Genomic DNA, 23,050 nt, shown 5'->3' with positions numbered 1-23,050 from the left:
GCCCCGGGCGGACCCGCGCGGACCTTGCAACGCGCGCCGCGGTCCCGCATCGGATGGGTTTCGCCGCGGAGGCCGCCGTTCCATCCACGAGCCCGCACCCGGAAGTCCTCTCCGTCGGCCGCGCGCTGCCGCCGAACGCCGCCGACCAGGAGACGCTCATCGCCGCGCTGTCCGCGCACTGGGGCGCGGCGCACTACAACGCCGGCCGCCTGGCCGAGCTCCACCGGGCCACCGGGGTGGCCCGCCGCCACCTCGCGCTCCCGCTCGACGCGTACCCGCGCCTGGACGGCTTCGGCGAGGCCAACGCCGCCTACGCGCGCGTCGGCGCGGAGCTGGGCGAGGCGGCGGTGCGCGACGCGCTGGAGCGGGCCGGGCTCGCCCCCGCCGACGTCGGCCACCTGTTCTACGTGACCGTCACCGGCGTCGCGACCCCGTCGCTGGATGCACGCCTGGTGAACCGGCTGGCGCTCCCGCGCTCGGTGAAGCGGACGCCCATCTTCGGCCTGGGCTGCCTGGCGGGGGCGGCGGGCCTGGCGCGCGCCTCGGACGCGCTGCGCGCGTTCCCGGACGAGGTGGCGGTGCTCCTGTCGGTCGAGCTCTGCTCGCTCACGCTGCAGCGCGACGACACCTCGATGGCGAACGTGATCGCGACCGGGCTGTTCGGCGACGGCGCGGCCGCGGTGGTGCTGGGCGGCGGGGCGCGCCCGGCGGCGGCGCGGCGCCGCGGGCCGGAGGTGGTCGCGACCGCGTCGGTGCTCTACCCCGACACCGAGTGGGTGATGGGCTGGGAGGTGGTGGACGGCGGCTTCAAGGTCCTCCTCTCGTCGAAGGTGCCCGACGTCATCGCCGCGAACCTCGGCGCGGACGTGGACCGGTTCCTCGCCGCGCACGGCCTCGACCGCGGGCGCATCCGGCACTGGGTCGCGCACACCGGCGGTCCGAAGGTGCTGGAGGCGGTGGGCGGCGCGCTGGGCCTGCCCCGCGCCGCGCTGGAGCGCTCCTGGCGCTCGCTCCACGACATCGGGAACCTCTCCTCGGCCTCGGTCCTCTTCGTGCTCGGCGACCTGCTCGCGTCGGGCGAGGCGCGCCCGGGCGACCTCGGGCTGCTCGCCGCCATGGGCCCGGGCTTCGCGGCCGAGCTGGTGCTGCTGCGATGGTGAGCGCCCGGGACGTCGGCCAGGCGGCGGGGGACGACGCGGAGGGGCGCGTCGCGCAGGAGATCGTGCGGATCGCCCGGGACGAGCTGCGCCTCGACGGCGCGTCCGCCGCGCTGGCGGACGGGCGCGACGCGCCGCTCGCGGACCGGCTCGACTCGCTCGCGCGGCTCTCGCTGGTGGTCGCGGTCGAGGACCGGTTCCGCATCGCGCTCGACGACGAGGGGGCGCTGGCGGTCCGGACGCTGGGGGACCTCGCACGGCTGGTGGTCGCGCGCGCCGCCCCGGAGCTGCTGCCGTGAGGCTGCGCGGGCCGCCCCAGCCGCCGCCCCGCCACCCGACGCTGGCGCACGCGCTCGCCGCCGCGGCCGGGCACCCCTCCGGCGCGACGTTCCTCGACCTGCATGAGCGCGAGACGTTCCTGCCCTGGTCCGAGGTGCGCGCCCGCGCCGAGCGCGCCGCGGCCAACCTCGTGCACCTCGGCGTCCGGCGCGGCGACCGGGTCGCGATCGTGCTCCGCACCGAGCCCGCGTTCCTCGACGCGTTCTTCGGCGCCTGGCTGGCCGGCGCGGTGCCGGTCCCGCTCTACCCGCCGGTGCGGCTGGGCCGGCTCGACGCGTACGCGGAGGACACGGGCCGGATGCTCCAGGTGGCCGGGGCGCGCCTGGTCGTGTCGGCGGGCGGCACGCGGCGGCTGCTCGGCGGCGCCGTGGAGCGGGGCGGCCCGGAGCTCGGATGCGTGGACGTGTCGGCGCTGTCGGCGCTGCCCGCCCGCATCGCGCGCGAGCCCGAGCCCGACGCGCTCGGCCTGGTGCAGTTCTCCTCCGGCACCACGGTGGATCCGAAGCCGGTCGCGCTCACCCACCGCGCGCTCGCCGCCATGGCCGACGCGCTGCTCGCGGCCACCGCGCCGGGCCCGGACGACGTGCTCGTCTCGTGGCTGCCGCTCTACCACGACATGGGCCTCATCGGCTGCCTGCTCGCCGCCATGAGCTACCCGGGCCCGCTGGTGCTCATCCCGCCCGAGCACTTCCTCACCCGCCCCGCGCTCTGGCTGCGCGCGCTGGCCCGCAAGCGCGGCACGATCTCCGCCGCGCCCAGCTTCGCGTTCGCGTTCGCGGCCGACCGGGTCCGGGACGCCGACCTCGCGGGCCTCTCGCTCGCGTCGGTGCGGCTGCTGCTCGACGGCGCCGAGCCGGTCTCGGCGGTGGCGCTGCGGCGCTTCGCCGAGCGCTTCGGGCCGCACGGCCTGGACCCGCGGGCGCTCGTGCCCGTGTACGGCCTCAGCGAGGCGGCGCTGGCGGTGACGTTCGCGCGGCCCGGCGCACCGCTCGGCGGGCTCGGGGTGGACGCGGCCCGGCTCGCCTCGGAGGGCGTGGTCGCGCCCGGCGGGCGCGAGGTGGTGCCGGTCGGGACCCCGGTGCCCGGCGTGGAGCTCGAGCTGCGCGGCGACGACGGGGTGCGGGTGGGGGCGGGGCGGGTCGGGCGCGTGTTCGTCCGCGGCCCGGCCCTCATGCGCGGGTACCTGGGCGACGCCGCGGCGACGGCGCGCGCGCTCCAGGGCGGGTGGCTCGACACCGGCGACCTCGGGTTCGTGGTGGACGGCGCGCTGTACCTCCACGGCCGCGCGCGCGACCTCGTCATCGTGCGCGGCGCGAACCACGCGCCGGAGGAGTTCGAGGCGCCGCTCGCGGCGCTGCCGGGGCTGCGGCCGGGCTGCGCGGTGGCGCTCGGCTTCCAGCCGGAGGGGGGCGCGGGCGAGGCGCTGCTCGTCCTCGCCGAGCGCGCGCGGGACGAGGCGGCCTCCGACGCCGAGCTCGAGGCGCGCGTCCGGCGCGCGGTGCTCGCGGCCACCGGCATCGCCCCGCACACGGTCCGGCTGCTCGCGCCCGGCACGCTCCCGCGGACGTCCTCCGGCAAGCTGCGGCGCGCCGAGGCGCTGCGCCGGTTCCAGGCGGGGACGCTCACGCCGCCGCAGCCGGTGAGCGCGCTCCGCCTCGCCCTCGCCGCCGCGCGCTCGCAGCTCGCCTTCGGGCGCTCGCGGCGCCGCGGGGGCTGAGCGGTGGCGCGCCTCCGCGACGCCGTGGTCGTGGGCGGCGGACCGGCGGGGCTCGCCTTCGCCGCCGCCGCGGCCGCGCGCGGCCTCGACGTGCTCCTGCTGGAGCGGCGGCGGGGGCCCGTGGACAAGGCCTGCGGCGAGGGGATCCTCCCCGCCGGCGTGGAGGCGCTGGAGCGCCTCGGGGTGCGCGGGCGGCTCGGCCCGGCGGAGGCGCGGCCGCTGCGGGCGCTGCGCTGGATCGACGCGTCCGGGGCCGAGGCCCGCCTGGCGCTGCCCGGGGCGGGAGGGCTGGGCGTGCGGCGGGTGGCGCTCGAGGCCGCGCTCCGGGCGCGGGCGCGGGAGGCCGGCGCGGAGCTCCGGGAGGGCGCCGAGGTGCGGGATCACCGCGTGCTCGCCGACCGGGTGCGGGTCGCGCTCGCCGGCGGCGCGGCGGCGGAGGCGCGGGTGCTGGTCGCGGCCGACGGGCTCGGCTCGCCCACGCGGCGGCGCGCCGGCCTCGAGCGCCCGGTGCGCGCGCCGGAGCGCTTCGGCGTGCGCCGCCACGCGGAGGTCCCGGACGCCGGCGACGCCGTCGAGGTGCACTTCGGGGACGGGGTCGAGGCCTACGTGACGCCGGTGGGCCCGCGGCAGGTCGGGGTCGCGTTCCTGTTCGAGCGCGGCGCGGCGCGCTCCTTCGAGGCGCTGCTCGGGAGGTTCCCGGCGCTCGCGGCGCGGCTCGACGGCGCGGCGTTCGCGACGCCCGCCCGCGGCGCCGGCCCGCTCGCGCGCGCCGCGCGCGCGCGGGTCGCGGACCGGCTCGTGCTGCTCGGCGACGCCGCCGGCTACCTCGACGCCGTCACCGGGGAAGGGCTCTCGCTCGCCTTCGGGTGCGCGATCGACCTCGCCGCGCTGCTCCCGGGCGCGCTCGCCCGCGGCGCCACCGCCCATGACCTGGCGGCGTACGAGACCGCCTGGCGGCGCCGCTACGGGCCGTACGCCCGCTGGACCCGGCTCGTGCTCGCGCTCTCGCGCCGCCCCGGGCTCCGCCGCCGCCTCATCGCCCTCGCCGCGATGGCCCCGCGCCCGTTCGAGCGGGCCGTCGCGGCCGCGGTCGGGTGACGGCCCGGACCTCCGCCTCCATCGCACACCGCGCCCTTCCCTGCGCGCCCCGCCTCCATCCACGCGTCCCGCGGACCGGGGGCCGGCGATTCGGTTCACTCACCGGAACATCCCCCGTGCTACCGTGCCGCGTCCCTTTCCCGCACCCGGTGCGGAGGAGAGTCCGATGCGGAACCGGTTCGCCCTGCCGGCGGCGGCGCTGGCGCTCCAGGCGTGCGCCACCGTCTCGCAGCCTCCGGTCGAGGTGGAGTCCCCCGTCCCGAAGGCCGCCCAGGTCGCCGCCCAGCAGCAGGCGCAGGCGCCCGCGCCGTCGGCCAAGCGCTACAAGACCCGGATCGCCATCGCGCGCTTCACCAACGAGACGAGCTACGGCCGCTCGCTGCTGAACGACGCCGACCTCGATCGCATCGGCAAGCAGGCCTCCGACATGCTGACGTCGCGCCTCGTCATGTCGGGGAGCTTCGTGGTGCTCGAGCGGCCGGATCTCCAGAAGCTCGAGCGCGAGCAGGCGCTCGGCGGCGTCGCCGGCCTGGTGGGCGCCGACACCGTGATCTCCGGGTCGGTCACCGAGTTCGGCCGCTCCGTCGGCGGCAAGAAGGGCTTCCTCAGCAGCACCAAGGTGCAGACCGCCCGCGCCAAGGTGGACATCCGCCTGGTGGACGTGAAGACCGGGCACGCCTACTTCTCCGCGCTCGGGGCCGGCGAGGCGAGCACCGAGTCCGGCGAGATCGCCGGCTTCGGCAGCCGCGCCGAGTACGACGCCACGCTGAACGACCGCGCCATCGCCGCGGCCATCTCCGACGTCATCGACCGGCTGGTCTCCACGCTGGCGGCGCGCCCCTGGCGCTCCGACATCCTGGAGGTGCAGGGCAGGCAGGTCTTCATCTCCGGCGGGCGCCACCAGGGCGTGCGCGAGGGCGACGTGCTCGCGGTGATGGAGGAGGGCAACAAGGTGAGGAGCCGGCAGACCGGCTTCGAGGTGGCGCTCCCGCCGAAGCGCGTCGGGACGCTCAAGGTGCTGTCGCTGTTCGGCGACGGCGAGACCAGCGAGGGCGCGGTGTGCGAGCTGACCTCGGGCGCGATCGAGAAGGGCGCGCTCGCGAGGCTGTTCGTCGCGGAGCCGACGCCGTGAGGTGCGCCATGCGGAAGGTCCTGTTCGCGGCGGCGACCGCCGCGCTGGTGGCGGGCTGCGCCATGCCCCAGACCACGGTGAAGACGGTCGAGAGCCGCCCGAGCCTGGCGGTGGTGGGCGCGCCGAGCGGCGCGGTCCTGGTGGTGGACGGGCAGCCGGTGGGCGAGGCGCGCGCGTACGACGGCAACCCCACCGTCCTCCGCGTCGAGCCGGGCACGCACCAGGTCGAGGTCCGCGACGCGTCCGGCGCCGCGGTCTTCCGGCAGACGGTGTTCGTCGAGAGCGAGCTGAAGACGGTGAGGGTGCACTGATGCGCGCGTGCCTCCCGGGTGGCGCCGCGCGAGCGGCCCTCGTCCTCGCCGCGTCCGCGGCCCTGCTGCAGGGGTGCGCCGGGCGCACGCTCTACCGCTGGGGCGAGTACGACGAGGCGCTGTACGCCCACTACAAGAACCCGCAGGACCGCGAGGCCTTCGTCGAGCGCCTCCGCGTGGTCATCGACGGGGCGGAGCAGGCGGGGGAGAAGGTGCCGCCCGGCTGCTACGCGGAGTACGGCTACGCGCTCTACGAGGAGGCCCGGTACGAGGACGCCTCGCGCTACTTCAAGCTGGAGCGCGAGAAGTGGCCGGAGTCGGGCGTGCTCATGCAGAAGATGATCGGGCTCGCGGACCGGCGCGGCGGCAAGGCGCCGGCGGCGCCCGCGGCCGCCGCCGCGGTGCCGGCGAAGCCGGTGCCGGTGAAGGCCACCAAGGCGGCGGCGAAGCCCGCCGCCACGCGCGGGCCGGCCGGCGCGCTGGAGCGGAGGTGACCATGGGACGGCTCGCATCGCTCGCGGCGCTCGCCGCGCTGCTCTCCGCCTGCGGCACGGCCCAGGTGAAGAAGGACTACTCGGCCTTCGACGCCGCCCGGCCGCGCGCCATCCTGGTGGTGCCGGTGGTGAACAAGAGCGTCGAGATCGACGCGCCCGAGTACTTCCTCTCCACGCTGCCGGTGCCGGTGGCGGAGCGCGGCTACTACGTCTTCCCGGTGAACCTGGTGAAGCGCGTGCTCGAGGACGACGGCCTCGCCGACGCGTCGCTCGTGCACGGCGCCGACCCGGTGCGGCTCTGCTCGCTGTTCGGGGCCGACGCGGTGCTCCTCGCCTCCATCGAGCGGTGGGAGGCGAAGTACATGGTCGTCACCACCCAGGTGAACGTGGAGTTCGAGTACGTGCTGAAGGACGGCAAGACCGGGCAGACGCTCTGGACCGAGCGCCGGTCGATGAGCTACCAGCCCGGCAACTCCGGCGGCGGCCTCGTCGGCGCGCTCGTGAACGCCGCCGTCACGAAGGCCTCGCCGAACTACATGCCGCTGGCGCGGCAGGCGAACGCGCAGGCGTTCGCGTGGCCCGGCCCGGGCATCCCGGCGGGCCCGTATCGCCCGGAGTACGGCCAGGACGTGCAGGTGGTGGCCGCGCAACGGTGAGGGCGGGCCGCCGGCGCTCGCATCCCGGGGCGCCGGCGGGTACGCTCCCGCCGCTCCATGTCCAAGCTCATCCTCTTCTACCTGCTCGTCCAGCTCACCGGCAGCCCGCTGGGCGCCCTGGCGCTCCTGCTCGCGGGCTGGTGGGCGACGGACCGGATGACGGTCGGCGTCCTGCCGGATCCGCTCCGCGGCGTGGCGCGGTGGCGCCGCCGCCTCCAGCTCACCCGCGCCCTCGAGGTGAACCCGCACGACCGCCGCGCGCGGCTCGAGCTCGCGGATCTCCTGCTCGCGGGGCGCCGGCCGGCCCGGGCCGCCGAGGTCCTGCGGCCCAACGTCGAGGCAGGGGACGAGGACGCGCACACCGCGTTCCTGATGGGCGCGGCGCTCGGGCGGAGCGGGCAGGCCGAGCCGGCGGAGCGCGCGCTGGCCGTGGCCCGCGCGGCGGACCCCGACTTCCGCGCCGGCGAGCTCGACCTCGAGCTGGGGCGCCAGCGGCTCGCCCGCGGCGACGCGGCCGGCGCGCGCGAGGCGCTGGAGCGGCTCCTGGTGGAGCGCCCCGGATCGGTGGAGGGGCGCCTGTGGCTGGCGCGCGCGCTCGACCGGCTCGGCGACCGCGACGGCGCGCGCCGCCGGCGCGACGAGGGCTGGCGCGAGTACGTCTCGCTGCCGCGCTTCCACCGCAAGCACGAGCGCCCGTTCGCGTGGCGGCTGCAGCCAAGGCGCCCCGCGGCGGTGGCCCTGGGCGTGGTGATCGTGCTCGCGGCCGTGGCCGCCGCGGCGGGTTGACGCACCGCGCATCGCCGGGGACGCCCCGGCGTTCCGCCCCATCACGGCATCCCCCGCACAATCAAGAACTTTTCGCGGACCGGTCCTGGCTAGGATGGCCGCAAAGGAGAACCCATCATGCGCGCCACCGTCCTGGGCGCCGGTTCCTGGGGAACCGCGCTCGCCTCGCTCCTCGCCGGCAAGGGCTACACCGTCACCTCGTGGGACAAGGACGCCGCGGTCCTCGACGACATCGCGCGCAACCACCGCAACGAGCGCTACCTGCCGGGCCTGCAGCTCCCGCCGACCCTGCACGCGAGCGCCGAGGTCGCGAAGGCGCTGGAGGGCGCCGAGCTGGTGGTCCTCGCCGTGCCCTCGCACGCCGTCCGCCCGGTGGTGATCGAGGCGAAGCGTCACGTCCACGCGGGCACGCCCATCGTCTGCGTCGCGAAGGGCATCGAGCTCGACACGCTCATGACCATGACCGAGGTCATCGAGGACGTGCTGCCGGTGCCGCTCCATCCCTACCTGGCGGTCCTCTCCGGCCCGTCCTTCGCCAAGGAGGTCGCGAAGGGGCTGCCCACCGCGGTCACCGTGGCGGCGCGCTGGGAGCGGATCGCGAAGCAGGTGCAGGACGCCTTCCACACGAAGACGTTCCGCCCGTACACCTCCGGTGACGTGGTGGGCTGCGAGATCGGCGGCTGCGTGAAGAACGTCGTCGCCATCGCGGCCGGCATCTCCGACGGCATGGGCTTCGGCGCGAACGCCATGGCGGCGCTCGTCACCCGCGGGCTCGCCGAGATCACCCGGCTCGCGGTGCGCAAGGGCGCGAACCCGCTCACGCTGTCCGGCCTGGCGGGCCTCGGCGACCTGGTGCTGACCTGCTCGTCGGACCTGTCGCGCAACCGCACCGTCGGGCGCGGGCTCGCGGAGGGCAAGACCGCCGACGCGATCCAGCGCGAGCTGGGGCAGGTGGCGGAGGGCGTGCGGAACGCGCGCAGCGCGCGGGAGCTGGCGAAGCGGCTCGGGGTGGAGATGCCCATCACCGAGGCGATCTACCGGGTGCTGTACGAGGGGCTCGCGCCGCGCGAGGCGGTGACGGCGCTCATGATGCGCGAGACCAAGCCGGAGCTGTGAGGGACGCGGGCCGGTGCGCGCGCGGCCGCGGCCCCGCGCGCACCTCGGGTGCGGCCCCGCACCGGCCCCGTGCGGATCGGCCCGGGGCGAAGTACACATGAGGCCATGTCCGAGCCCCTGCGCCCCGAGGCCTCCCGCGAGCTGACCGGCACGCCCGCCGCCTTCACGGAGGGTTGCCGCCGCGACATGGACCGCGCCCGCGCCGAGGCCGCCCGGGCCCGCGCGCTCGGGCCGGCGGGCGGCCTGGCCACGCTGGAGGCGTTCGACGCCGCCTTCGCGGCGCTCTCCGAGGCCGCCTCGCGCGCGAGCCTGGCCCGGAACGTCCACCCGGACCCGGCGCTGCGCGACGCGGCCGAGGCGGCGGAGCGCGACGTGGACGCGCTCTCCACCGAGCTGTCGCTCGATCGCGGCCTGTACGACGCGCTGGCGGGGCTGGACCCGTCGGGCCTCGACGGCGCCACCCGCCACCTGGTCGAGAAGAGCCTGCGCGACTTCCGCCGGGCGGGCGTGGACCGCGACGACGCCACCCGCGCGCGCGTGAAGGCGCTCCGCGAGGAGCTGGTGCGGGTCGGGCAGGAGTTCGGGCGCAACATCAAGGACGACGTGCGCCGGCTGGAGGTCGAGCCGGCCGCGCTGGACGGGCTCCCGGAGGACTGGCGCCGCGCGCATCCGCCCGGGCCGGACGGCCGGGTGACGCTCACCACCGACAACACCGACTACGTGCCCTTCCTCACCTACGCGCGGAGCGCCGCCGCGCGCGAGGCGCTCTGGCGGCTGTACCGGCTGCGCGGCCACCCGCGCAACCTCGAGGTCCTCTCGCGCATGCTGGCGCGGCGCAGCGACCTGGCGCGGCTGCTCGGGTACCCGAGCTGGGCCGCCTACGTCACCGAGGACAAGATGATCGGCAGCGAGGGCGCGGCGGCCGACTTCATCGAGCGGATCGCGCGCGCCGCCGAGGCGCGCATGCGGCGCGACCACGCGCAGCTCCTCGAGCGCAAGCGCGAGGAGCGCCCGGGGGCCGACCGCGTCGAGCCCTGGGACTCGGCCTGGCTGCAGGAGCGGGTGAAGGCGGAGCGCTACGGCTTCGACTCGCAGTCGGTGCGGCCCTACTTCGAGTACGCGCGGGTGAAGCAGGGCGTGCTCGACGTCACGGCGCGGATCTTCGGGATCGCCTACCGCCGCGCGCCGGACGCGCCGGTGTGGCACCCGGAGGTCGAGGCCTGGGACGTGGTGGAGGACGGCGCGCTGCTCGGCCGCGTGTACCTCGACATGCACCCGCGCGACGGCAAGTACAAGCACTACGCCCAGTTCACGCTCGCGTCGGGGCAGGCCGGGCGGCGGCTGCCGGAGGGCGTGCTGGTGTGCAACTTCCCGCGCCCGGCGCCGGGCGCGCCGGCGCTCATGGAGCACGGGGACGTCCGCACGTTCTTCCACGAGTTCGGCCACCTGCTGCACCACGTGCTCGGCGGCCACACGCGCTGGGCGGGCCAGTCCGGCGTCGCGACCGAGTGGGACTTCGTGGAGGCGCCCTCGCAGATGCTGGAGGAGTGGGTGTGGGACCCGGCCGTCCTCGCCACCTTCGCGCGCCACGTCGAGACCGGCGAGCCCATCCCCGCCGAGCTGGTGGCGCGGATGAAGGCGGCCGACGAGTACGGCAAGGGCCTCATGGTCCGGCAGCAGATGTTCTACGCCGCGACCAGCCTCGAGCTGCACCGGCGCGACCCGGCCGCGCTCGACACGACCGCGCTGGTGGCCGAGCTGCAGGAGCGCTACACGCCGTTCCGCCACGTGCCCGGCACCTACTTCCACGAGTCGTTCGGGCACCTCGACGGGTACAGCGCCATTTACTATACGTACATGTGGTCGCTCGTCATCGCGAAGGACCTGTTCGGCCCGTTCCGCGAGGCGGGCCTGCTCGACCCCGCCCCGGCCCGCCGCTACCGCAAGGCGGTGCTCGAGCCGGGCGGCTCCAAGCCCGCGGCGGAGCTGGTGAAGGACTTCCTCGGCCGGCCCCACGCCTTCGACGCGTTCGCCGCCTGGCTCGACGCCTGATCGCCCGCCGCCGCGGGCGCCACGGCCCGGGCGACTCGATCGCGGCATGGCGGGCCGGCGCACCCCCGCCTATGTCCCATCGATGAGCGAGCCCGCCCTCGAGACCCGCGTCGTCCGCACCGCCGTCCCGCCGGAGGGCGAGGCCGTCCGCACCGAGGTCCCGCGCCGGCGCATCAAGGACCTCGAGGTGATGGTCGCCGACGTCATCCAGGAGACCGCCGACACCACCACGCTCGTGCTCTTCACCGGCAACGACCGGCTCGACTACCTGGCCGGCCACTTCCTCACCATCGACCCGCGCCAGTTCCCGGCGCTCGAGCGGTGGGTGGCCTACCTGGAGGACCTGAAGGGCAAGCGCGAGGCGCCGCGCGCCTACTCGCTCGCGTCCGCGCCGCACGAGCGCTACCTCGCCATCACGGTGAAGGAGGAGACCTACCAGAGCGGGCAGACGCGCTACCCGCCGCTCCTCTCGCCGATGCTGGTGCGGCGCACGCCGCGGGGCAGCCGCTTCGTCATCACCGGCTTCACCGGCCCGTACGTGCTGCCCCCGCGCGTCGAGGAGAAGACCGACCACCTCGTGCACGTGGTGGCCGGCTCCGGCTCGGTGCCCAACTGGTCGATCCTGAAGCACGCGCTGCGCGAGCACCCGCGCCTGCGCCACACCTTCGTCTACTCGAACCGGACCTGGGACGACGTCATCTACCGCGACGGCCTGCGCCAGCTCGAGGCCGAGCACCCCGACCGCCTGCGCGTGGTGCACACGCTCACCCGCGAGCCGGAGCCGGAGCGCCACGGGCCCGGCGTGCGGCGCGGCCGCATCTCGGCGGAGCTCCTGCGCGAGCTCGTCCCGGACCCGCGCGCCGCGCTGTACTACGCCTGCGGCCCCGCGGTCGGGCCCATCGAGCGCGCCGCCGCGAAGGAGCGCGGCGAGACCCCGGCCCCCCGGTTCCTGGAGGCCGCGCTCGGCGCCCTGGACGAGCTGGGCGTGCCGCGCGACCGCGTGAAGCGCGAGTCGTACGGGTAGCGCCCGGCGCCATTCCGTGGCGCCCGGGCGCGCGGCGATCTACCTTTCCGCCCGCCCGTGCCCAGGACCCTGCGCGCCATCCCCACGCTCCTCAAGGTCGGCTTCGCCGAGGCGGTCGCGTACCGCGCCGAGATGGTGGTGTGGCTGCTCTCCACCAACATGCCGCTCGTCATGCTGGCGCTGTGGACCGCGGTGGCCCGCGACGCGCCGGTGGGGCGGTTCGGCCAGCGCGACTTCGTCGCCTACTACCTCGCCACGCTGGTGGTGCGCCTGCTCACCGGCGCCTGGGTGATCTGGGAGCTGAACTACGAGATCCGCCAGGGCACGCTCGCGTTCCGGCTGCTCCGGCCGGTCCACCCGCTGCTCGCCTACGCGGCGGAGAACCTCTCCGCGCTCCCGGTGCGCATGCTGGTGTCGCTGCCCATCGCGCTCGGCGCGCTGCTGGTGGTCGGCCGCGACCGGCTCACCGGCGACCCGCTGCTCCTGGCGCTCTTCCCGGTGACCGTGCTGGGCGCCTGGCTCATCACCTTCCTCGCGATGGCGATCATCGGCGCCCTGGCGTTCTGGATCGACCAGGCCGGCTCGCTGTTCGAGATCTGGCTGGGCCTGTTCGGCGTGTTCTCCGGCTACCTCGTGCCGCTGGAGCTGTTCCCGCACTGGGTGGCGACCGCGGCGCGGTTCCTGCCGTTCCGGTACATGCTGGCGTTCCCGGTGGAGATGATCATCGGGATGACCCCGCGCCCGGCCGCGCTCGCCGAGCTCGCCATCCAGTGGACGTTCGTGGCCGCGCTGGCCCTGGGCGCGCGGGGCGCCTGGGCGCTCGGGCTGCGCCGCTTCGCGGCGTTCGGAGGGTAGGGCGTGGGACGCTACCTCCGCCTGCTCGCGGTGCAGTTCCGCGCCTCCGCCGCGGTGGCCATGCAGTACCGCGTCGAGTTCCTGGTGGAGGGCGCGCTGGCGCTGTTCTGGACCGGCTGGTCGCTCGTGCCGCTGCTGGTGGTCTACGGCAGCCGCGAGGCGGTGGCCGGCTGGAGCTTCGACGAGGCGCTGGTGGTGATGGGCTGGTTCACGCTCATGAAGGGCGTGCTGGAGGGGGCGGTCAACCCGTCGCTCACCACCGTGGTCGAGCACATCCGCAAGGGCACGCTCGACTTCGTGCTGCTGAAGCCCGCGGACGCGCAGTTCCTCGTGTCCACCGCCAAGTTCGAGCCGTGGCGCATCATCGACGTGCTGGGCGGGCTCGTCATCTTCGCGGTGGCGTTCCACCGCATGGGCCGGCTCCCGGAGGCGGGCGGGATCCTCGCGGCCTGCCTGCTGTTCGCGGCCGCCACCGTGATCCTGTACTCGCTCTGGATCATCGTGGTCGCGGCCGCGTTCTTCGTGGTGAAGGTGGACAACCTCTCGTTCCTGTTCGTGTCCATCTACGACGCCGCGCGCTGGCCGGCCTCGGTCTTCCGCGGCGCGCTCCGGGTGATCTTCACGTTCGTGGTGCCGCTCGCGGTCATGACGACGTTCCCCGCCGAGGCGCTGCTGGGCCGGCTGGCGGCGCCCCGGGCCCTGGTCATCGCCGCCGGCGCGGTGGCGTTCGCGGGGCTGGCCCGGGCGGTGTGGCTGCGCTCCATCGCGCGCTATACCTCGGCGTCCTCCTAGCGAGGGCTGCGCCGTCCCGCACATCCGGCGTGCCGCCGGGCCCGCGCTTCGACTACATTCCGGCCGGCATGCTCCGCCTGACCTTCCTCGGCACGTCCGCCGCCCAGCCCACCATCCGCCGCAACCTCACCGGCCACGCGGTGCGGCGGGAGCGCGAGCTGTTCCTGGTGGACTGCGGCGAGGGCACCCAGCGGCAGCTCATCCAGTTCGGCGCCGGGTTCGACGTGGCGGCCATCTTCTTCACCCACTTCCACGCCGACCACTACCTCGGCGCCATCGGCTTCCTGCGGACGCTCTCGATGCAGAACCGCGCCGAGCCGCTCGACCTGTACGGCCCGCGCCCGGCGAAGCGGCTGCTCGAGACCATGCTGTTCACCGGCGCGGAGCGCTTCAGCTACGAGGTCCGCATCCATGAGGTGCGCGCGGGCGAGCCGGTGCGGCGCGACGGCTGCGCCATGGTCCCGTTCCCCACCGAGCACCGCACCCCGTCCGTCGGGTGGGCGCTCCGCGAGGACGCGCGGCCGGGCCGCTTCCACCCGGAGAAGGCCGCGTCCCTGGGCGTCCCGAAGGGCCCGCTGTTCGGCGCGCTCCAGCGCGGCGAGCCGGTGACGCTCCCCGACGGCCGCGCGGTGCGGCCCGACGAGGTGGTCGAGCCGCCGCGGCGCGGCCGGGCGCTGGTCATCACCGGCGACACGCGGCCGTGCGCGGCCACCGTCGAGGCGGCGCGCGGCGCGGACGTGCTGGTCCACGACTGCACCTTCGGCGACGGCGAGGCGGAGCGGGCCGAGGAGACGCTCCACTCCACCGCCCGCGGCGCGGCCCAGGTGGCGCGCGAGGCGGGGGTGGGGCGGCTGGTGCTCACGCACCTCTCCACCCGCTACGACCGCGCCTGGGAGCCGCTGGTGCAGCAGGCGCGGGAGGTCTGGCCGGGCCCGCTCGACGTGGCGCACGACGGCATGGTGCTCGAGATCCCGCTGCCGGGGTGACGGCGCGCGCCCCCGCCCATAGGCGGGGCCATCGAGATGGCCTGCGCTGGACGGCGCGGAGTTCGCCGTTAGGTTCCGCGCATGATCACCGTCCGCAAGTCCGAGGCCCGGGGCCACTTCGATCACGGCTGGCTCGACACCCGCCACACCTTCTCGTTCGCCGACTACCACGACGAGGCGCACATGGGCTTCCGCGCCCTGCGGGTCGTCAACGAGGACCGCGTCAAGCCGGGCGAGGGGTTCGGCACGCACGGCCACCGCGACATGGAGATCCTCTCCTACGTGCTCGCCGGCACGCTCGCGCACCGCGACTCCACCGGCGGCGGCGGCCGCCTGCGGCCGGGCGAGGTGCAGCGCATGAGCGCGGGCACGGGCGTCATGCACTCCGAGTTCAACGGCTCGGACCGCGAGGAGGTCCACTTCCTCCAGATCTGGCTCATCCCCGACCGCCGGGGCCTGAAGCCCTCCTACGAGCAGCGGGAGTACCCGGAGGCCGAGCGGCGCGGGAGGCTGCGCCTCGTCGCCGCGCCCGACGGCGCCGACGGCGCGACCACCATCCACGCGGACGCGCGGGTGTACGCGACGCTGCTCGCGGCCGGCGAGCGCGCCGCGCTCCCGCTCGCGCCGGGCCGGCACGCCTGGGTGCAGGTGGCGCGCGGCGAGGCCACGGTGAACGGCGAGCGGCTCCGCGCCGGCGACGGCGCGGCGCTCTCCGGCGAGGCGGAGGTCGCGCTCGCCGGGGCGGGGGAGGGCACGGCCGAGCTGCTCGTCTTCGACCTCGCCTGAGCATGAGTGCGAGGGCTGCGCCCTCGCCCCGCCGGCCCTGAGCTTGCCGAAGGGTCGTCGGGGCCCCATTCCTGCTCGCCGGGTCCCATGCGCCGCCGCGAGCGGCTTCGCCGCACGCGGCGGCGCCCCGGCGGGCTCGCGGCGCTCGCCGGCCCGCGGGTCGTCACCGGCGCTCGCCTGTTCCGCCCGCGCGCGGGTTGGTCTAGAACCACGGGCGTGCCGAACACGCCCGCCGACGACCTCGCGCGCTGGGTCCCCCGCCTGCTCGCCACCTGGCGCGCGGCGCGCAAGGGCCCGCCGCGCCGCGGACCCCGCCCCCCGCCCGACGCGCTCCTGCCCGAGGAGCTGCGCGAGGTCGGGGCGGCGGTGGCCCGGCTCTCGCGCGGCCTCACCCGCGACCGGGAGCTGGCGGGCGCCCGCTACATGGACGAGGAGCGGCTCCTCGGCGCGTATCTGCTGTTCTACTGGCCGGTCTCGTACCTCCAGGCGCGGGGCGTGCTCTCCGAGCTGCCGCGCCGCCCGCGCACCGTGCTCGACCTGGGCAGCGGCCCCGGCCCCATGGCGTTCGCCGCGCTCGACGCCGGCGCCGCGGAGGTGACCGCCGCCGACCGCTCCGCCCGCGCCCTCGCCGCCGCCCGCGAGCTCTCCCGCCACGCCGGCGAGCCGCTCGCCACCCGCGAGTGGAACCCGGCCCGCGCCGCGCCCGCGCCGCGGCCCCACGGGCCCCAGGCGCCGGCGCCGGGGACGGCGGCGCCGTCGCGCACCGGGCTCGCCGCGCTCGCCGGCGGCCGCCGCTTCGACCTCGTCTCGATGGGCCACGTCCTCAACGAGCTGTGGAAGGGGCAGGACGAGGACCGGCGGCGCGCCGAGCTGCTCGAGGAGGCGCTCGGGCTGGTGGCGCCGGGCGGCTCGCTCCTGGTGATCGAGCCGGCGCTCCGCGACACCTCGCGGGCGCTCCTGCGCGTGCGCGACCTGCTGGTGGAGCGCGGCGCCGCCGTGCGCGCCCCGTGCCTGTTCCGCGGCCCCTGCCCGGCGCTGCTGCGCGAGACCGACTGGTGCCACGCCGAGCGGCCGGTGGACCCGCCGCCGCTCGTCGCGCAGATCGGGAAGGCGGCCGGGCTGCGCAAGGAGGCGGTGAAGATGAGCTACCTCGTGGTCGCGCCGCCGGGCGAGGCCTGGCAGGCGCCGCCGGCCGGCCGGGTGTTCCGCATCGTCTCCGAGCCGCTGCCGTCGAAGGGCCGCCTGCGCTACATGGGCTGCGGCCCCGAGGGCCGGATGGGCCTCAGCCTGCAGGAGAAGCACGTCCGCCTCGAGAACCGCGCCTTCGAGCGGCTGCTCCGCGGCGACGTGGTGGAGGTGACCGGGGCCGAGCCGCGCGGCGACGGGCTGGCGCTCGGCGAGGCGTCCACGGTGAAGGTGCTCGCGCCGGCCGGGCGGCCGGTCCCGCCGCCGCGCGGCGAGGGCTGACCGCTACTTCGCCGGCTCCGCCGCGCGCCGCGAGGCGCGGAACAGCTCCGAGAAGACCTCCTCGAGCGGCGGGTCCTCCACGGTGAGGTCGGTCACCGGCATGGCCGCGAGCAGCCGCGCCACCACCGCCGAGACCTCCTCCGCCGCCACCTGCAGCGTGGCGCTCCCGGGCTCCGCCGACACGACCTGGCCGAAGCGCGCCAGCTCGCCGCCCGACGGCGCCGCGCCGTTGCCGCTCGCCAGCCGCAGCACGATCCGCTTGTCCGGGCGGACCCGGTGCGCGAGCGCCCGCAGGTCGCCGTCGTAGATGATCCGGCCGTGGTCGATGACCACCACCCGCGGGCAGAGCTGCAGCACGTCCTCCATGTAGTGGCTGGTCAGGATCACCGAGGCGCCGAAGCGCTCGTTGTACGCCTTCACGAACTGGCGCACGGTGGCCTGCATGGAGACGTCGAGCCCGATGGTGGGCTCGTCGAGGAACAGCACCCGGGGCCGGTGCAGCAGCGCCGCGGCGAGCTCGCACTTCATCCGCTCGCCCAGCGAGAGCTGGCGGGTGGGCTTCTGCACGAGCGTCCCGAGCTCGAGGAGCTCGGTCAGCTCCGCCACCGTCTCCTGGAACTGCGCCCGCGGGATGTCGTAGACGGCGCGGTTCAGCTCGAACGTCTCGGCGGGCGGCAGGTCCCAGATCAGCTGCTGCTTCTGGCCCATCACCAGCGTGATGGCCTTCAGGAAGGCCGGCTCGCGGCGGCGCGGCACGTGCCCGGCCACCGTCACCTCGCCGGCGGTGGGGTGCAGCAGGCCGGAGAGCATCTTCAGGGTGGTGGTCTTGCCCGCCCCGTTCGGCCCCAGGAACCCCACCCGCTCTCCTTCACCCACCGAGAAGTCGATGCCGTCCACGGCGCGGACCGTCTCGTAGGTGCGGTGGAACAGCGCGCGCACCGCGGCGGCCAGGCCGGGTGGGCGCCGGGCGACGCGGTAGTGCTTGGCGAGGGCGCGGACCTGGATCACGGGGGCGAGATATTGCGGCCCGGACCTCCCGGGGGCAACCCCCGTGTCGCGCGGCCGGTTACCATGCGTTCATGGCCGCCACGAAGAAGAAGCGCCCGGTCACCAAGACCGGCCGTCCCCGCGCCCGCAAGGGGGTGACGCTGAAGCCGACCGAGCTGGGCGCCCAGCAGGTGGCGCTCGCCGAGCGGCCGCCGGAGCTGGAGGCGCTGGCGCGCGCGGTGGAGGCGGACGGCGGGGCGGTGCTGGCCGCCTACCGCGAGCCGCTGGGCGGCCACCCGCTGCTGTTCGTGGCGCTGCCGGTCGAGAAGGTGGAGCGCACCGCGTTCCAGCGCGACGTGTCCGACGCGCACGTGCGGAAGCTCACCCTCGCCATGGACAAGACCCGCCGGTACCTCGACCCCATCGTCGCGGTGCGCGAGGGCGACCGGTACCTCACGCCGAACGGCGGCCACCGGCTCACGGCGCTGAAGGAGCTCGGCGCCCGGACCGTGCTGGCGCTGCTCGTGCCGGAGCGCGAGGTCGCGTACCAGATCCTCGCGCTCAACATCGAGAAGGCGCACAACCTCCGCGAGAAGGCGCTCGAGGTGGTGCGCATGTACCGCGACCTCGCCGGCGCGCTCGACCCGAAGGAGAGCGAGATGGCGCTCGAGTTCGAGGAGCCGGCGCTCGTCACGCTCGGCTTCGCCTACGAGCAGCGGCCGCGCCTCTCCGGCGGCGCCTACGCGCCCATCCTCCGGAAGGTGGACGCGCTCTCCGACGACGAGCTCTCCCGGGCGCTGGCCGAGCGCGAGCGGCGCGCGTCGGTGCTGCTCGCGTTCGACGACGCGGTGGGCGAGGCGGTGGCGCGGCTCAAGGCGCGCGGCTTCGACTCGCCCTACCTCAAGAACTTCGTGGTGGCGCGAGTGAACCCGCTCCGCTTCATGAAGGGCGCGGCGCCGCCGTTCGACGAGCTGTTCGCGCAGATGACGAAGCGCGCCCAGGGGATGGACCCCGGCAAGATCAAGAGCGAGGACGTGGCGCGGAGCGGCGGCGCGCCGGAGGCGGAGTAGCGGCCGGGATCAGCGGCGCTGGGCGCGGGTCTCGGTGTGCGCCAGGACCAGGCGGCGCTCCAGCTCGCCCCCGATGGTGGCGAGCGTCTCCTCGTCCACGTGGTCCTCCGCGTACGGGAACACCTCGCGCTCCTCCCAGCGGACGTGCCGCTCCAGCAGCTCGGCGAACGCGGTCAGCGCGGCGCGGAGCTCCGGCGGGCGGGCCGTCCGCGCGCTGTCGAGCAGCCGCGTCAGCTCTGCGTGCTCCGAGCCGAGCCGGTGGAGGTCGGCGCCGGTGAGGTGGCGCCCGAGCACGTCCTCCTCGGTGCGGCTGTGCGTCCGGAAGACCTGCTCGTCGAAACGCCGCGCCAGGGCGAGGAGCCCCGGCAGGTCCTTCGGGGCGCCCGCGCTCTCCGGGTGGCCGGCCAGCCCCATCTTGAGCTGGAACGCGACCAGCATGGCCTGGTGGTGCTCGCTCGAAAGTGGCTTCAGCTGGCGGGAGCGCCTCATGGATGAATCGTGCCCGGCCCCCCTGACGTGCGCAAGGGCGCCCGCCGGCTCCATCCCCCACACCCCGATCCCCCGCGGGGGGAGGAGCGGTCCTTGGTTGACGCTTCGCGCCATGCTCACTAAATCTGGCCAGGCAACCGACCGATTCCCGAGTCAACCGGAGCTGCGCTCATGGGCATGAACGGTTCTCCTCCGCCCGGCCGGCGGGCCGCGGTCGTGGCCGGCCTCCGCACGCCGTTCGTCAAGGCGGGCACCGACTTCAAGGACCTCTCCGCCACCGATCTCGGCGCGCTGGTGGTGAACGAGCTGGTGGTGCGGAGCGGGCTTTCGCCGACGGCCTTCGACTCCGTGATCTTCGGCCAGGTCATCCCCTCGCCGACGGTCACGCTCATCGGCCGCGAGATGGTCCTGCGCACCCAGCTGCCGCGGAGCGTGCAGGCGCACACGGTGGCGCGCGCCTGCGCCACCTCCATCCAGGCGGCCACCGACGCGGCCGACCAGATCCGGCTCGGCCACTCCGACTGCGCCATCGCCGGCGGCGCCGAGTCCGTCTCCGACGCGCCCATCTTCGCCTCGCGCCCGCTGGCCCAGGCGCTGGTGGAGCTGAGCCGCGCGCGGACGCTCGCCGACCGCGCCCGCATCCTCGCCGGCCTGCGCCCGAAGGACTTCACGCCCACGCCGCCCGCGCTCAAGGAGCCCACCACCGGGCTCACCATGGGCGAGAGCGCCGAGAAGATGGCGCAGGTGAACGGCATCTCGCGCGCCGCGCAGGACCGGCTCGCGTACGAGAGCCACCGCCGCGCCGCCGAGGCCTGGGACGCGGGCCGCTTCGACGAGGAGGTCATGCACGTCCCGGTGCCGCCCCGCTACGACCACGTGGCGGCGCGCGACAACATCGTGCGCAAGGACACCACCGTCGAGGCGCTCGCGAAGCTCCGCCCGGTGTTCGATCGCAAGTACGGGACCATCACCGCCGGCAACGCCTCGCCGCTCACCGACGGCGCGGCCGCGCTCGTGCTCATGAGCGAGGAGCGGGCGAAGGCGCTCGGGATCCGGCCGCTCGGGTTCGTGAAGGCCTACGCCTACGCCGCGCTCGACCCGCGCGACCAGCTGCTGCAGGGGCCGGCCTACGCGGCGCCGGTGGCGCTGGAGCGGGCCGGGCTCCGGCTCGCCGACATGGACCTCGTGGACATGCACGAGGCGTTCGCCGCGCAGGTGCTGTCCAACCTGCAGGCGTTCGCCTCGAAGGACTTCGCCGAGCGGGAGCTGGGCCGGGCCGAGCCGCTCGGCGAGGTGGACCCGGCCAGGCTGAACGTGAACGGCGGCTCGATCGCGCTCGGCCACCCGTTCGCCGCCACCGGCGCGCGCATGATCCTGCAGACGCTCCGGGAGCTGGGGCGCCGCGGCGGGCAGCACGCGCTCCTCACGGTGTGCGCGGCGGGCGGCCTGGGCGCGGCGGTGGTGCTCGAGCGGGAGTGACTCGCCCCCGGCGCCCGCCCCGCGCGGCGCGCCGGCGTGCACGGAGGGACGCATGATGTCGGCTGAGGCGATGACGGCGGGCCAGGGCGCGTCGCGGTACTTCCGCGTGGAGGTCGCCGGCGGCGTGGCCACGCTGGTGCTCGACGAGCCGGGCGAGCGCGTGAACACCGTGCACCCCGAGGCGATGCGGGAGTTCGCCGCCCACCTCGACCGGCTGGAGAAGGACGAGGCGGTCAAGGCGATCGTCGTCGCGAGCGGCAAGCCCGACGTGTGGGTGGCCGGCGCGAAGGTCGAGCTGATGCAGGGCGCGAAGGACGCCGCCGAGGCGGAGCGGCTCTCGCGCGACGGGCAGGCGCTGTTCGACCGCGTGGAGCGCTGCCGGAAGCCGGTGGTGGCCGCCATCCACGGCGCCTGCCTGGGCGGCGGGCTGGAGTGGGCGCTCGCGTGCCATTACCGCGTCGCCACCGACCACCCGAAGACCTCGCTCGGCCTGGTCGAGGTGCAGCTCGGGCTCATCCCGGGCGGCGGCGGGACCCAGCGGCTCCCGCGGCTCATCGGCATCCAGCCGGCGCTCGACCTCATCCTGGCCGGCAAGACCGTGAAGGCGAGGAAGGCGCTGAAGCTCGGCCTGGTGGACGAGGCGGTCCCGCCGCCGCTCCTGCTGCAGGTGGCGCGGGAGCGCGCCGCCGCGCTCGCCTCGGGCAAGCTGCGCCGCGCCGCGCGCCGGGCCGGCGGCGCGGTGGAGCGCGTCACCCGCGCCGCGCTGGAGGAGAACTTCCTCGGCCGCGAGGTGCTGTTCCGGCAGGCGCGCAAGCTCACCCTCGCGAAGACGAAGGGGCACTACCCGGCGCCGCTGCGCGCGCTCGAGGCCATCGAGCACGGGTACGCGAAGGGCTTCGAGAAGGGGCTGGAGAAGGAGGCCGAGCTGTTCGGGAAGCTCGCCATGACGCCGGAGGCCCGCCGGCTCATGGAGATCTTCTTCGCCACCACCGCGCTCAAGAAGGACAACGGGGTGGACGACCCGGCGGTGAAGGCGCGCCCGGTCTCGGCGGTGGGCGTGCTGGGCGGCGGCCTGATGGGCGGCGGGATCGCCTACGTGACCGTGAACGCCGGCCTGCCGGTGCGCCTGCGCGAGCGGGACGACGCCGCCGCCGCGCGGGGCGTGGCGGCGGTCCGCGGCATCCTCGACGAGCGGGTGAAGCGCCGGTCCATCGACCGGCTGGAGCGCGCCGAGAAGCTCCGCCTGCTCACCACCACCACCGACTGGTCCGGCCTGGAGCGGGTGGACGTGCTCGTCGAGGCGGTGTTCGAGGACCTCTCGCTGAAGCAGGAGATGGTGCGCGCGTTCGAGGCGGTGAACCCGGCCGGCATCTTCGCCTCCAACACCTCCTCCATCCCCATCGCCCGCATCGCCGAGGCGTCCCGCCACCCCGAGACCGTGCTCGGGATGCACTACTTCTCGCCGGTCAACAAGATGCCGCTGCTCGAGGTGATCGTCACCCCGCGCACCGCGCCGGAGGCGACCGCCACCGCGGTGGCGCTCGGCAAGAAGCAGGGCAAGACGGTGATCGTGGTGCGCGACGGGCCCGGCTTCTACACGAGCCGCATCCTCGCGCCCTACATGAACGAGGCGGCCCATCTCCTGGTGGAGGGCGCGGCCATCGAGGACCTGGACCGGGCCCTGGTGGCGTTCGGGTTCCCGGTGGGCCCCATCACGCTGCTCGACGAGGTGGGCATCGACGTCGGCGACAAGGTCGGCAAGATCCTGCAGGAGGCGTTCGGGGCGCGCATGGCGCCGCCGGGCGCGCTGCACGACGTGGTGAAGGCGGGGCGCCTCGGCCGCAAGAACGGCAAGGGCTTCTACACGTACGGCGGCAAGGAGAAGCGGGTGGACGAGACCGTCTACGACCTGCTGCCCGGCGGCCGCCGCCGCAAGCGCGTCGCCGCCGACGAGATCCAGGAGCGGCTGGTGCTGCAGCTCGTGAACGAGGCGGTGCGCTGCCTGGGCGAGGGCATCCTGCGCTCGGCGCGCGACGGCGACGTCGGCGCGGTGTTCGGCCTGGGCTTCCCGCCGTTCCGCGGCGGGCCGTTCCGCTGGGCCGACGCGGTGGGCACGAAGGCGCTGCTCGACCGGATGGAGCAGCTGCGCGGGCGGCACGGCGACCGCTTCGAGCCGGCGCCGCTGCTCGCCGAGCTGGGCCGGGCGGGCCGGCCGTTCCACGGCTGAGCCCGGCCGCGCGCCGCGCCCCCGGGAATG

Annotated in this window: 22 protein-coding genes; 20 read left to right on the top strand and 2 right to left on the bottom strand. The window is 75.7% G+C overall.

What is annotated here, in order from left to right:
• Positions 1–53: 53 nt before the first annotated feature.
• The 17 genes from ACOQFB_RS19335 to ACOQFB_RS19255 all read left to right on the top strand — a co-directional run bounded on the left by ACOQFB_RS19335 (position 54) and on the right by ACOQFB_RS19255 (position 16,768).
• A complete protein-coding gene (locus tag ACOQFB_RS19335) occupies positions 54–1,160 on the top strand; it encodes a type III polyketide synthase (RefSeq protein ID WP_059438161.1) in 1,107 nt (368 codons plus the stop codon).
• Complete coding sequence (locus ACOQFB_RS19330) at positions 1,154–1,456, top strand: acyl carrier protein (RefSeq protein ID WP_059438160.1); 303 nt, start codon at positions 1,154–1,156, stop codon at positions 1,454–1,456. Before ACOQFB_RS19335 ends, ACOQFB_RS19330 begins: the two co-directional genes overlap by 7 nt.
• A complete protein-coding gene (locus ACOQFB_RS19325; RefSeq protein ID WP_421609584.1) occupies positions 1,453–3,213 on the top strand; it encodes an AMP-binding protein in 1,761 nt (586 codons plus the stop codon). The genes ACOQFB_RS19330 and ACOQFB_RS19325 overlap by 4 nt, the downstream gene beginning before the upstream one ends.
• A gap of 3 nt (positions 3,214–3,216) precedes the next feature.
• The gene (locus ACOQFB_RS19320) at positions 3,217–4,311 is read left to right on the top strand and encodes an NAD(P)/FAD-dependent oxidoreductase (RefSeq protein WP_421609583.1); all 1,095 of its coding nucleotides are present in this window, start codon (positions 3,217–3,219) and stop codon (positions 4,309–4,311) included.
• A gap of 166 nt (positions 4,312–4,477) precedes the next feature.
• A complete protein-coding gene (locus ACOQFB_RS19315) occupies positions 4,478–5,443 on the top strand; it encodes a CsgG/HfaB family protein (RefSeq protein WP_059438589.1) in 966 nt (321 codons plus the stop codon).
• 8 nt (positions 5,444–5,451) lie between these two features.
• Complete coding sequence (locus ACOQFB_RS19310; protein ID WP_059438590.1) at positions 5,452–5,754, top strand: hypothetical protein; 303 nt, start codon at positions 5,452–5,454, stop codon at positions 5,752–5,754.
• Complete coding sequence (locus tag ACOQFB_RS19305) at positions 5,754–6,248, top strand: DUF4810 domain-containing protein (protein WP_059438591.1); 495 nt, start codon at positions 5,754–5,756, stop codon at positions 6,246–6,248. Before ACOQFB_RS19310 ends, ACOQFB_RS19305 begins: the two co-directional genes overlap by 1 nt.
• A 2-nt stretch (positions 6,249–6,250) precedes the next feature.
• A complete protein-coding gene (locus ACOQFB_RS19300) occupies positions 6,251–6,904 on the top strand; it encodes a DUF799 domain-containing protein (RefSeq protein ID WP_059438592.1) in 654 nt (217 codons plus the stop codon).
• Between the two features lie 57 nt (positions 6,905–6,961).
• Complete coding sequence (locus ACOQFB_RS19295; RefSeq protein WP_421609582.1) at positions 6,962–7,690, top strand: tetratricopeptide repeat protein; 729 nt, start codon at positions 6,962–6,964, stop codon at positions 7,688–7,690.
• Between the two features lie 117 nt (positions 7,691–7,807).
• A complete protein-coding gene (locus ACOQFB_RS19290; protein ID WP_059438594.1) occupies positions 7,808–8,806 on the top strand; it encodes an NAD(P)H-dependent glycerol-3-phosphate dehydrogenase in 999 nt (332 codons plus the stop codon).
• 105 nt (positions 8,807–8,911) lie between these two features.
• The gene (locus ACOQFB_RS19285; RefSeq protein ID WP_059438595.1) at positions 8,912–10,858 is read left to right on the top strand and encodes a M3 family metallopeptidase; all 1,947 of its coding nucleotides are present in this window, start codon (positions 8,912–8,914) and stop codon (positions 10,856–10,858) included.
• A 46-nt stretch (positions 10,859–10,904) separates the two neighbouring features.
• Positions 10,905–11,882 carry a ferredoxin reductase domain-containing protein gene (locus ACOQFB_RS19280; RefSeq protein WP_059438596.1) on the top strand — a complete coding sequence of 326 codons (978 nt, stop codon included), beginning with the start codon at positions 10,905–10,907 and terminating at the stop codon, positions 11,880–11,882.
• A 57-nt stretch (positions 11,883–11,939) separates the two neighbouring features.
• A complete protein-coding gene (locus ACOQFB_RS19275; protein ID WP_059438597.1) occupies positions 11,940–12,737 on the top strand; it encodes an ABC transporter permease in 798 nt (265 codons plus the stop codon).
• A gap of 3 nt (positions 12,738–12,740) precedes the next feature.
• Entirely contained in the window at positions 12,741–13,529 is a 789-nt protein-coding gene (locus ACOQFB_RS19270; RefSeq protein WP_059438598.1) for an ABC transporter permease, read from the top strand.
• A 68-nt stretch (positions 13,530–13,597) separates the two neighbouring features.
• Entirely contained in the window at positions 13,598–14,515 is a 918-nt protein-coding gene (rnz, locus tag ACOQFB_RS19265; RefSeq protein ID WP_059438599.1) for a ribonuclease Z, read from the top strand.
• Positions 14,516–14,596: 81 nt separating this feature from the next.
• Positions 14,597–15,301: a pirin family protein gene (locus ACOQFB_RS19260; RefSeq protein WP_059438600.1), complete on the top strand. Its 705-nt coding sequence runs from the start codon at positions 14,597–14,599 to the stop codon at positions 15,299–15,301.
• Between the two features lie 216 nt (positions 15,302–15,517).
• Positions 15,518–16,768, top strand: coding sequence for a small ribosomal subunit Rsm22 family protein (locus tag ACOQFB_RS19255; RefSeq protein ID WP_421609581.1), 1,251 nt, complete (start codon positions 15,518–15,520; stop codon positions 16,766–16,768).
• A 3-nt stretch (positions 16,769–16,771) separates the two neighbouring features.
• On the opposite strand, the gene ACOQFB_RS19250 is transcribed toward ACOQFB_RS19255, so the two are convergent.
• Positions 16,772–17,776 (bottom strand): ABC transporter ATP-binding protein, encoded by a 1,005-nt coding sequence (locus tag ACOQFB_RS19250; protein ID WP_059438587.1) that lies wholly within the window; start codon positions 17,774–17,776, stop codon positions 16,772–16,774.
• A 71-nt stretch (positions 17,777–17,847) separates the two neighbouring features.
• Here ACOQFB_RS19250 and ACOQFB_RS19245 point away from each other — a divergent pair, with 71 nt between their 5' ends.
• Positions 17,848–18,825: a ParB N-terminal domain-containing protein gene (locus ACOQFB_RS19245; protein WP_059438586.1), complete on the top strand. Its 978-nt coding sequence runs from the start codon at positions 17,848–17,850 to the stop codon at positions 18,823–18,825.
• Between the two features lie 9 nt (positions 18,826–18,834).
• Here ACOQFB_RS19245 and ACOQFB_RS19240 read toward each other — a convergent pair whose 3' ends face one another.
• Positions 18,835–19,314: a hemerythrin domain-containing protein gene (locus ACOQFB_RS19240; protein WP_059438585.1), complete on the bottom strand. Its 480-nt coding sequence runs from the start codon at positions 19,312–19,314 to the stop codon at positions 18,835–18,837.
• A gap of 171 nt (positions 19,315–19,485) precedes the next feature.
• On the opposite strand from ACOQFB_RS19240, the gene fadI reads away from it, so the two are divergent.
• The gene (gene fadI / locus ACOQFB_RS19235) at positions 19,486–20,793 is read left to right on the top strand and encodes an acetyl-CoA C-acyltransferase FadI (protein WP_421609580.1); all 1,308 of its coding nucleotides are present in this window, start codon (positions 19,486–19,488) and stop codon (positions 20,791–20,793) included.
• A 52-nt stretch (positions 20,794–20,845) separates the two neighbouring features.
• Positions 20,846–23,020: a fatty acid oxidation complex subunit alpha FadJ gene (gene fadJ / locus ACOQFB_RS19230; protein ID WP_059438583.1), complete on the top strand. Its 2,175-nt coding sequence runs from the start codon at positions 20,846–20,848 to the stop codon at positions 23,018–23,020.
• Positions 23,021–23,050: the final 30 nt, after the last annotated feature.

Source organism: Anaeromyxobacter sp. Red801, from assembly GCF_049201065.2.
Classification (GTDB): domain Bacteria; phylum Myxococcota; class Myxococcia; order Myxococcales; family Anaeromyxobacteraceae; genus Anaeromyxobacter.
The sequence above is the reverse complement of the archived record's forward strand: the minus strand, read 5'-3'. Positions and strand labels throughout refer to the sequence as shown.

What these genes read in the sequence shown, in the direction of transcription:
- ACOQFB_RS19335 (WP_059438161.1), top strand. Translation starts at nt 54, where the DNA reads ATGGGTTTCGCCGCGGAGGCCGCCGTTCCATCCACGAGCCCGCACCCG.
- ACOQFB_RS19330 (WP_059438160.1), top strand. Translation starts at nt 1,154, where the DNA reads ATGGTGAGCGCCCGGGACGTCGGCCAGGCGGCGGGGGACGACGCGGAG.
- ACOQFB_RS19315 (WP_059438589.1), top strand. Translation starts at nt 4,478, where the DNA reads ATGCGGAACCGGTTCGCCCTGCCGGCGGCGGCGCTGGCGCTCCAGGCG.
- ACOQFB_RS19310 (WP_059438590.1), top strand. Translation starts at nt 5,452, where the DNA reads ATGCGGAAGGTCCTGTTCGCGGCGGCGACCGCCGCGCTGGTGGCGGGC.
- ACOQFB_RS19305 (WP_059438591.1), top strand. Translation starts at nt 5,754, where the DNA reads ATGCGCGCGTGCCTCCCGGGTGGCGCCGCGCGAGCGGCCCTCGTCCTC.
- ACOQFB_RS19300 (WP_059438592.1), top strand. Translation starts at nt 6,251, where the DNA reads ATGGGACGGCTCGCATCGCTCGCGGCGCTCGCCGCGCTGCTCTCCGCC.
- ACOQFB_RS19295 (WP_421609582.1), top strand. Translation starts at nt 6,962, where the DNA reads ATGTCCAAGCTCATCCTCTTCTACCTGCTCGTCCAGCTCACCGGCAGC.
- ACOQFB_RS19290 (WP_059438594.1), top strand. Translation starts at nt 7,808, where the DNA reads ATGCGCGCCACCGTCCTGGGCGCCGGTTCCTGGGGAACCGCGCTCGCC.
- ACOQFB_RS19285 (WP_059438595.1), top strand. Translation starts at nt 8,912, where the DNA reads ATGTCCGAGCCCCTGCGCCCCGAGGCCTCCCGCGAGCTGACCGGCACG.
- ACOQFB_RS19280 (WP_059438596.1), top strand. Translation starts at nt 10,905, where the DNA reads ATGGCGGGCCGGCGCACCCCCGCCTATGTCCCATCGATGAGCGAGCCC.
- rnz (WP_059438599.1), top strand. Translation starts at nt 13,598, where the DNA reads ATGCTCCGCCTGACCTTCCTCGGCACGTCCGCCGCCCAGCCCACCATC.
- ACOQFB_RS19260 (WP_059438600.1), top strand. Translation starts at nt 14,597, where the DNA reads ATGATCACCGTCCGCAAGTCCGAGGCCCGGGGCCACTTCGATCACGGC.
- ACOQFB_RS19245 (WP_059438586.1), top strand. Translation starts at nt 17,848, where the DNA reads ATGGCCGCCACGAAGAAGAAGCGCCCGGTCACCAAGACCGGCCGTCCC.
- ACOQFB_RS19240 (WP_059438585.1), bottom strand. Translation starts at nt 19,314, where the DNA reads ATGAGGCGCTCCCGCCAGCTGAAGCCACTTTCGAGCGAGCACCACCAG.
- fadI (WP_421609580.1), top strand. Translation starts at nt 19,486, where the DNA reads ATGGGCATGAACGGTTCTCCTCCGCCCGGCCGGCGGGCCGCGGTCGTG.
- fadJ (WP_059438583.1), top strand. Translation starts at nt 20,846, where the DNA reads ATGATGTCGGCTGAGGCGATGACGGCGGGCCAGGGCGCGTCGCGGTAC.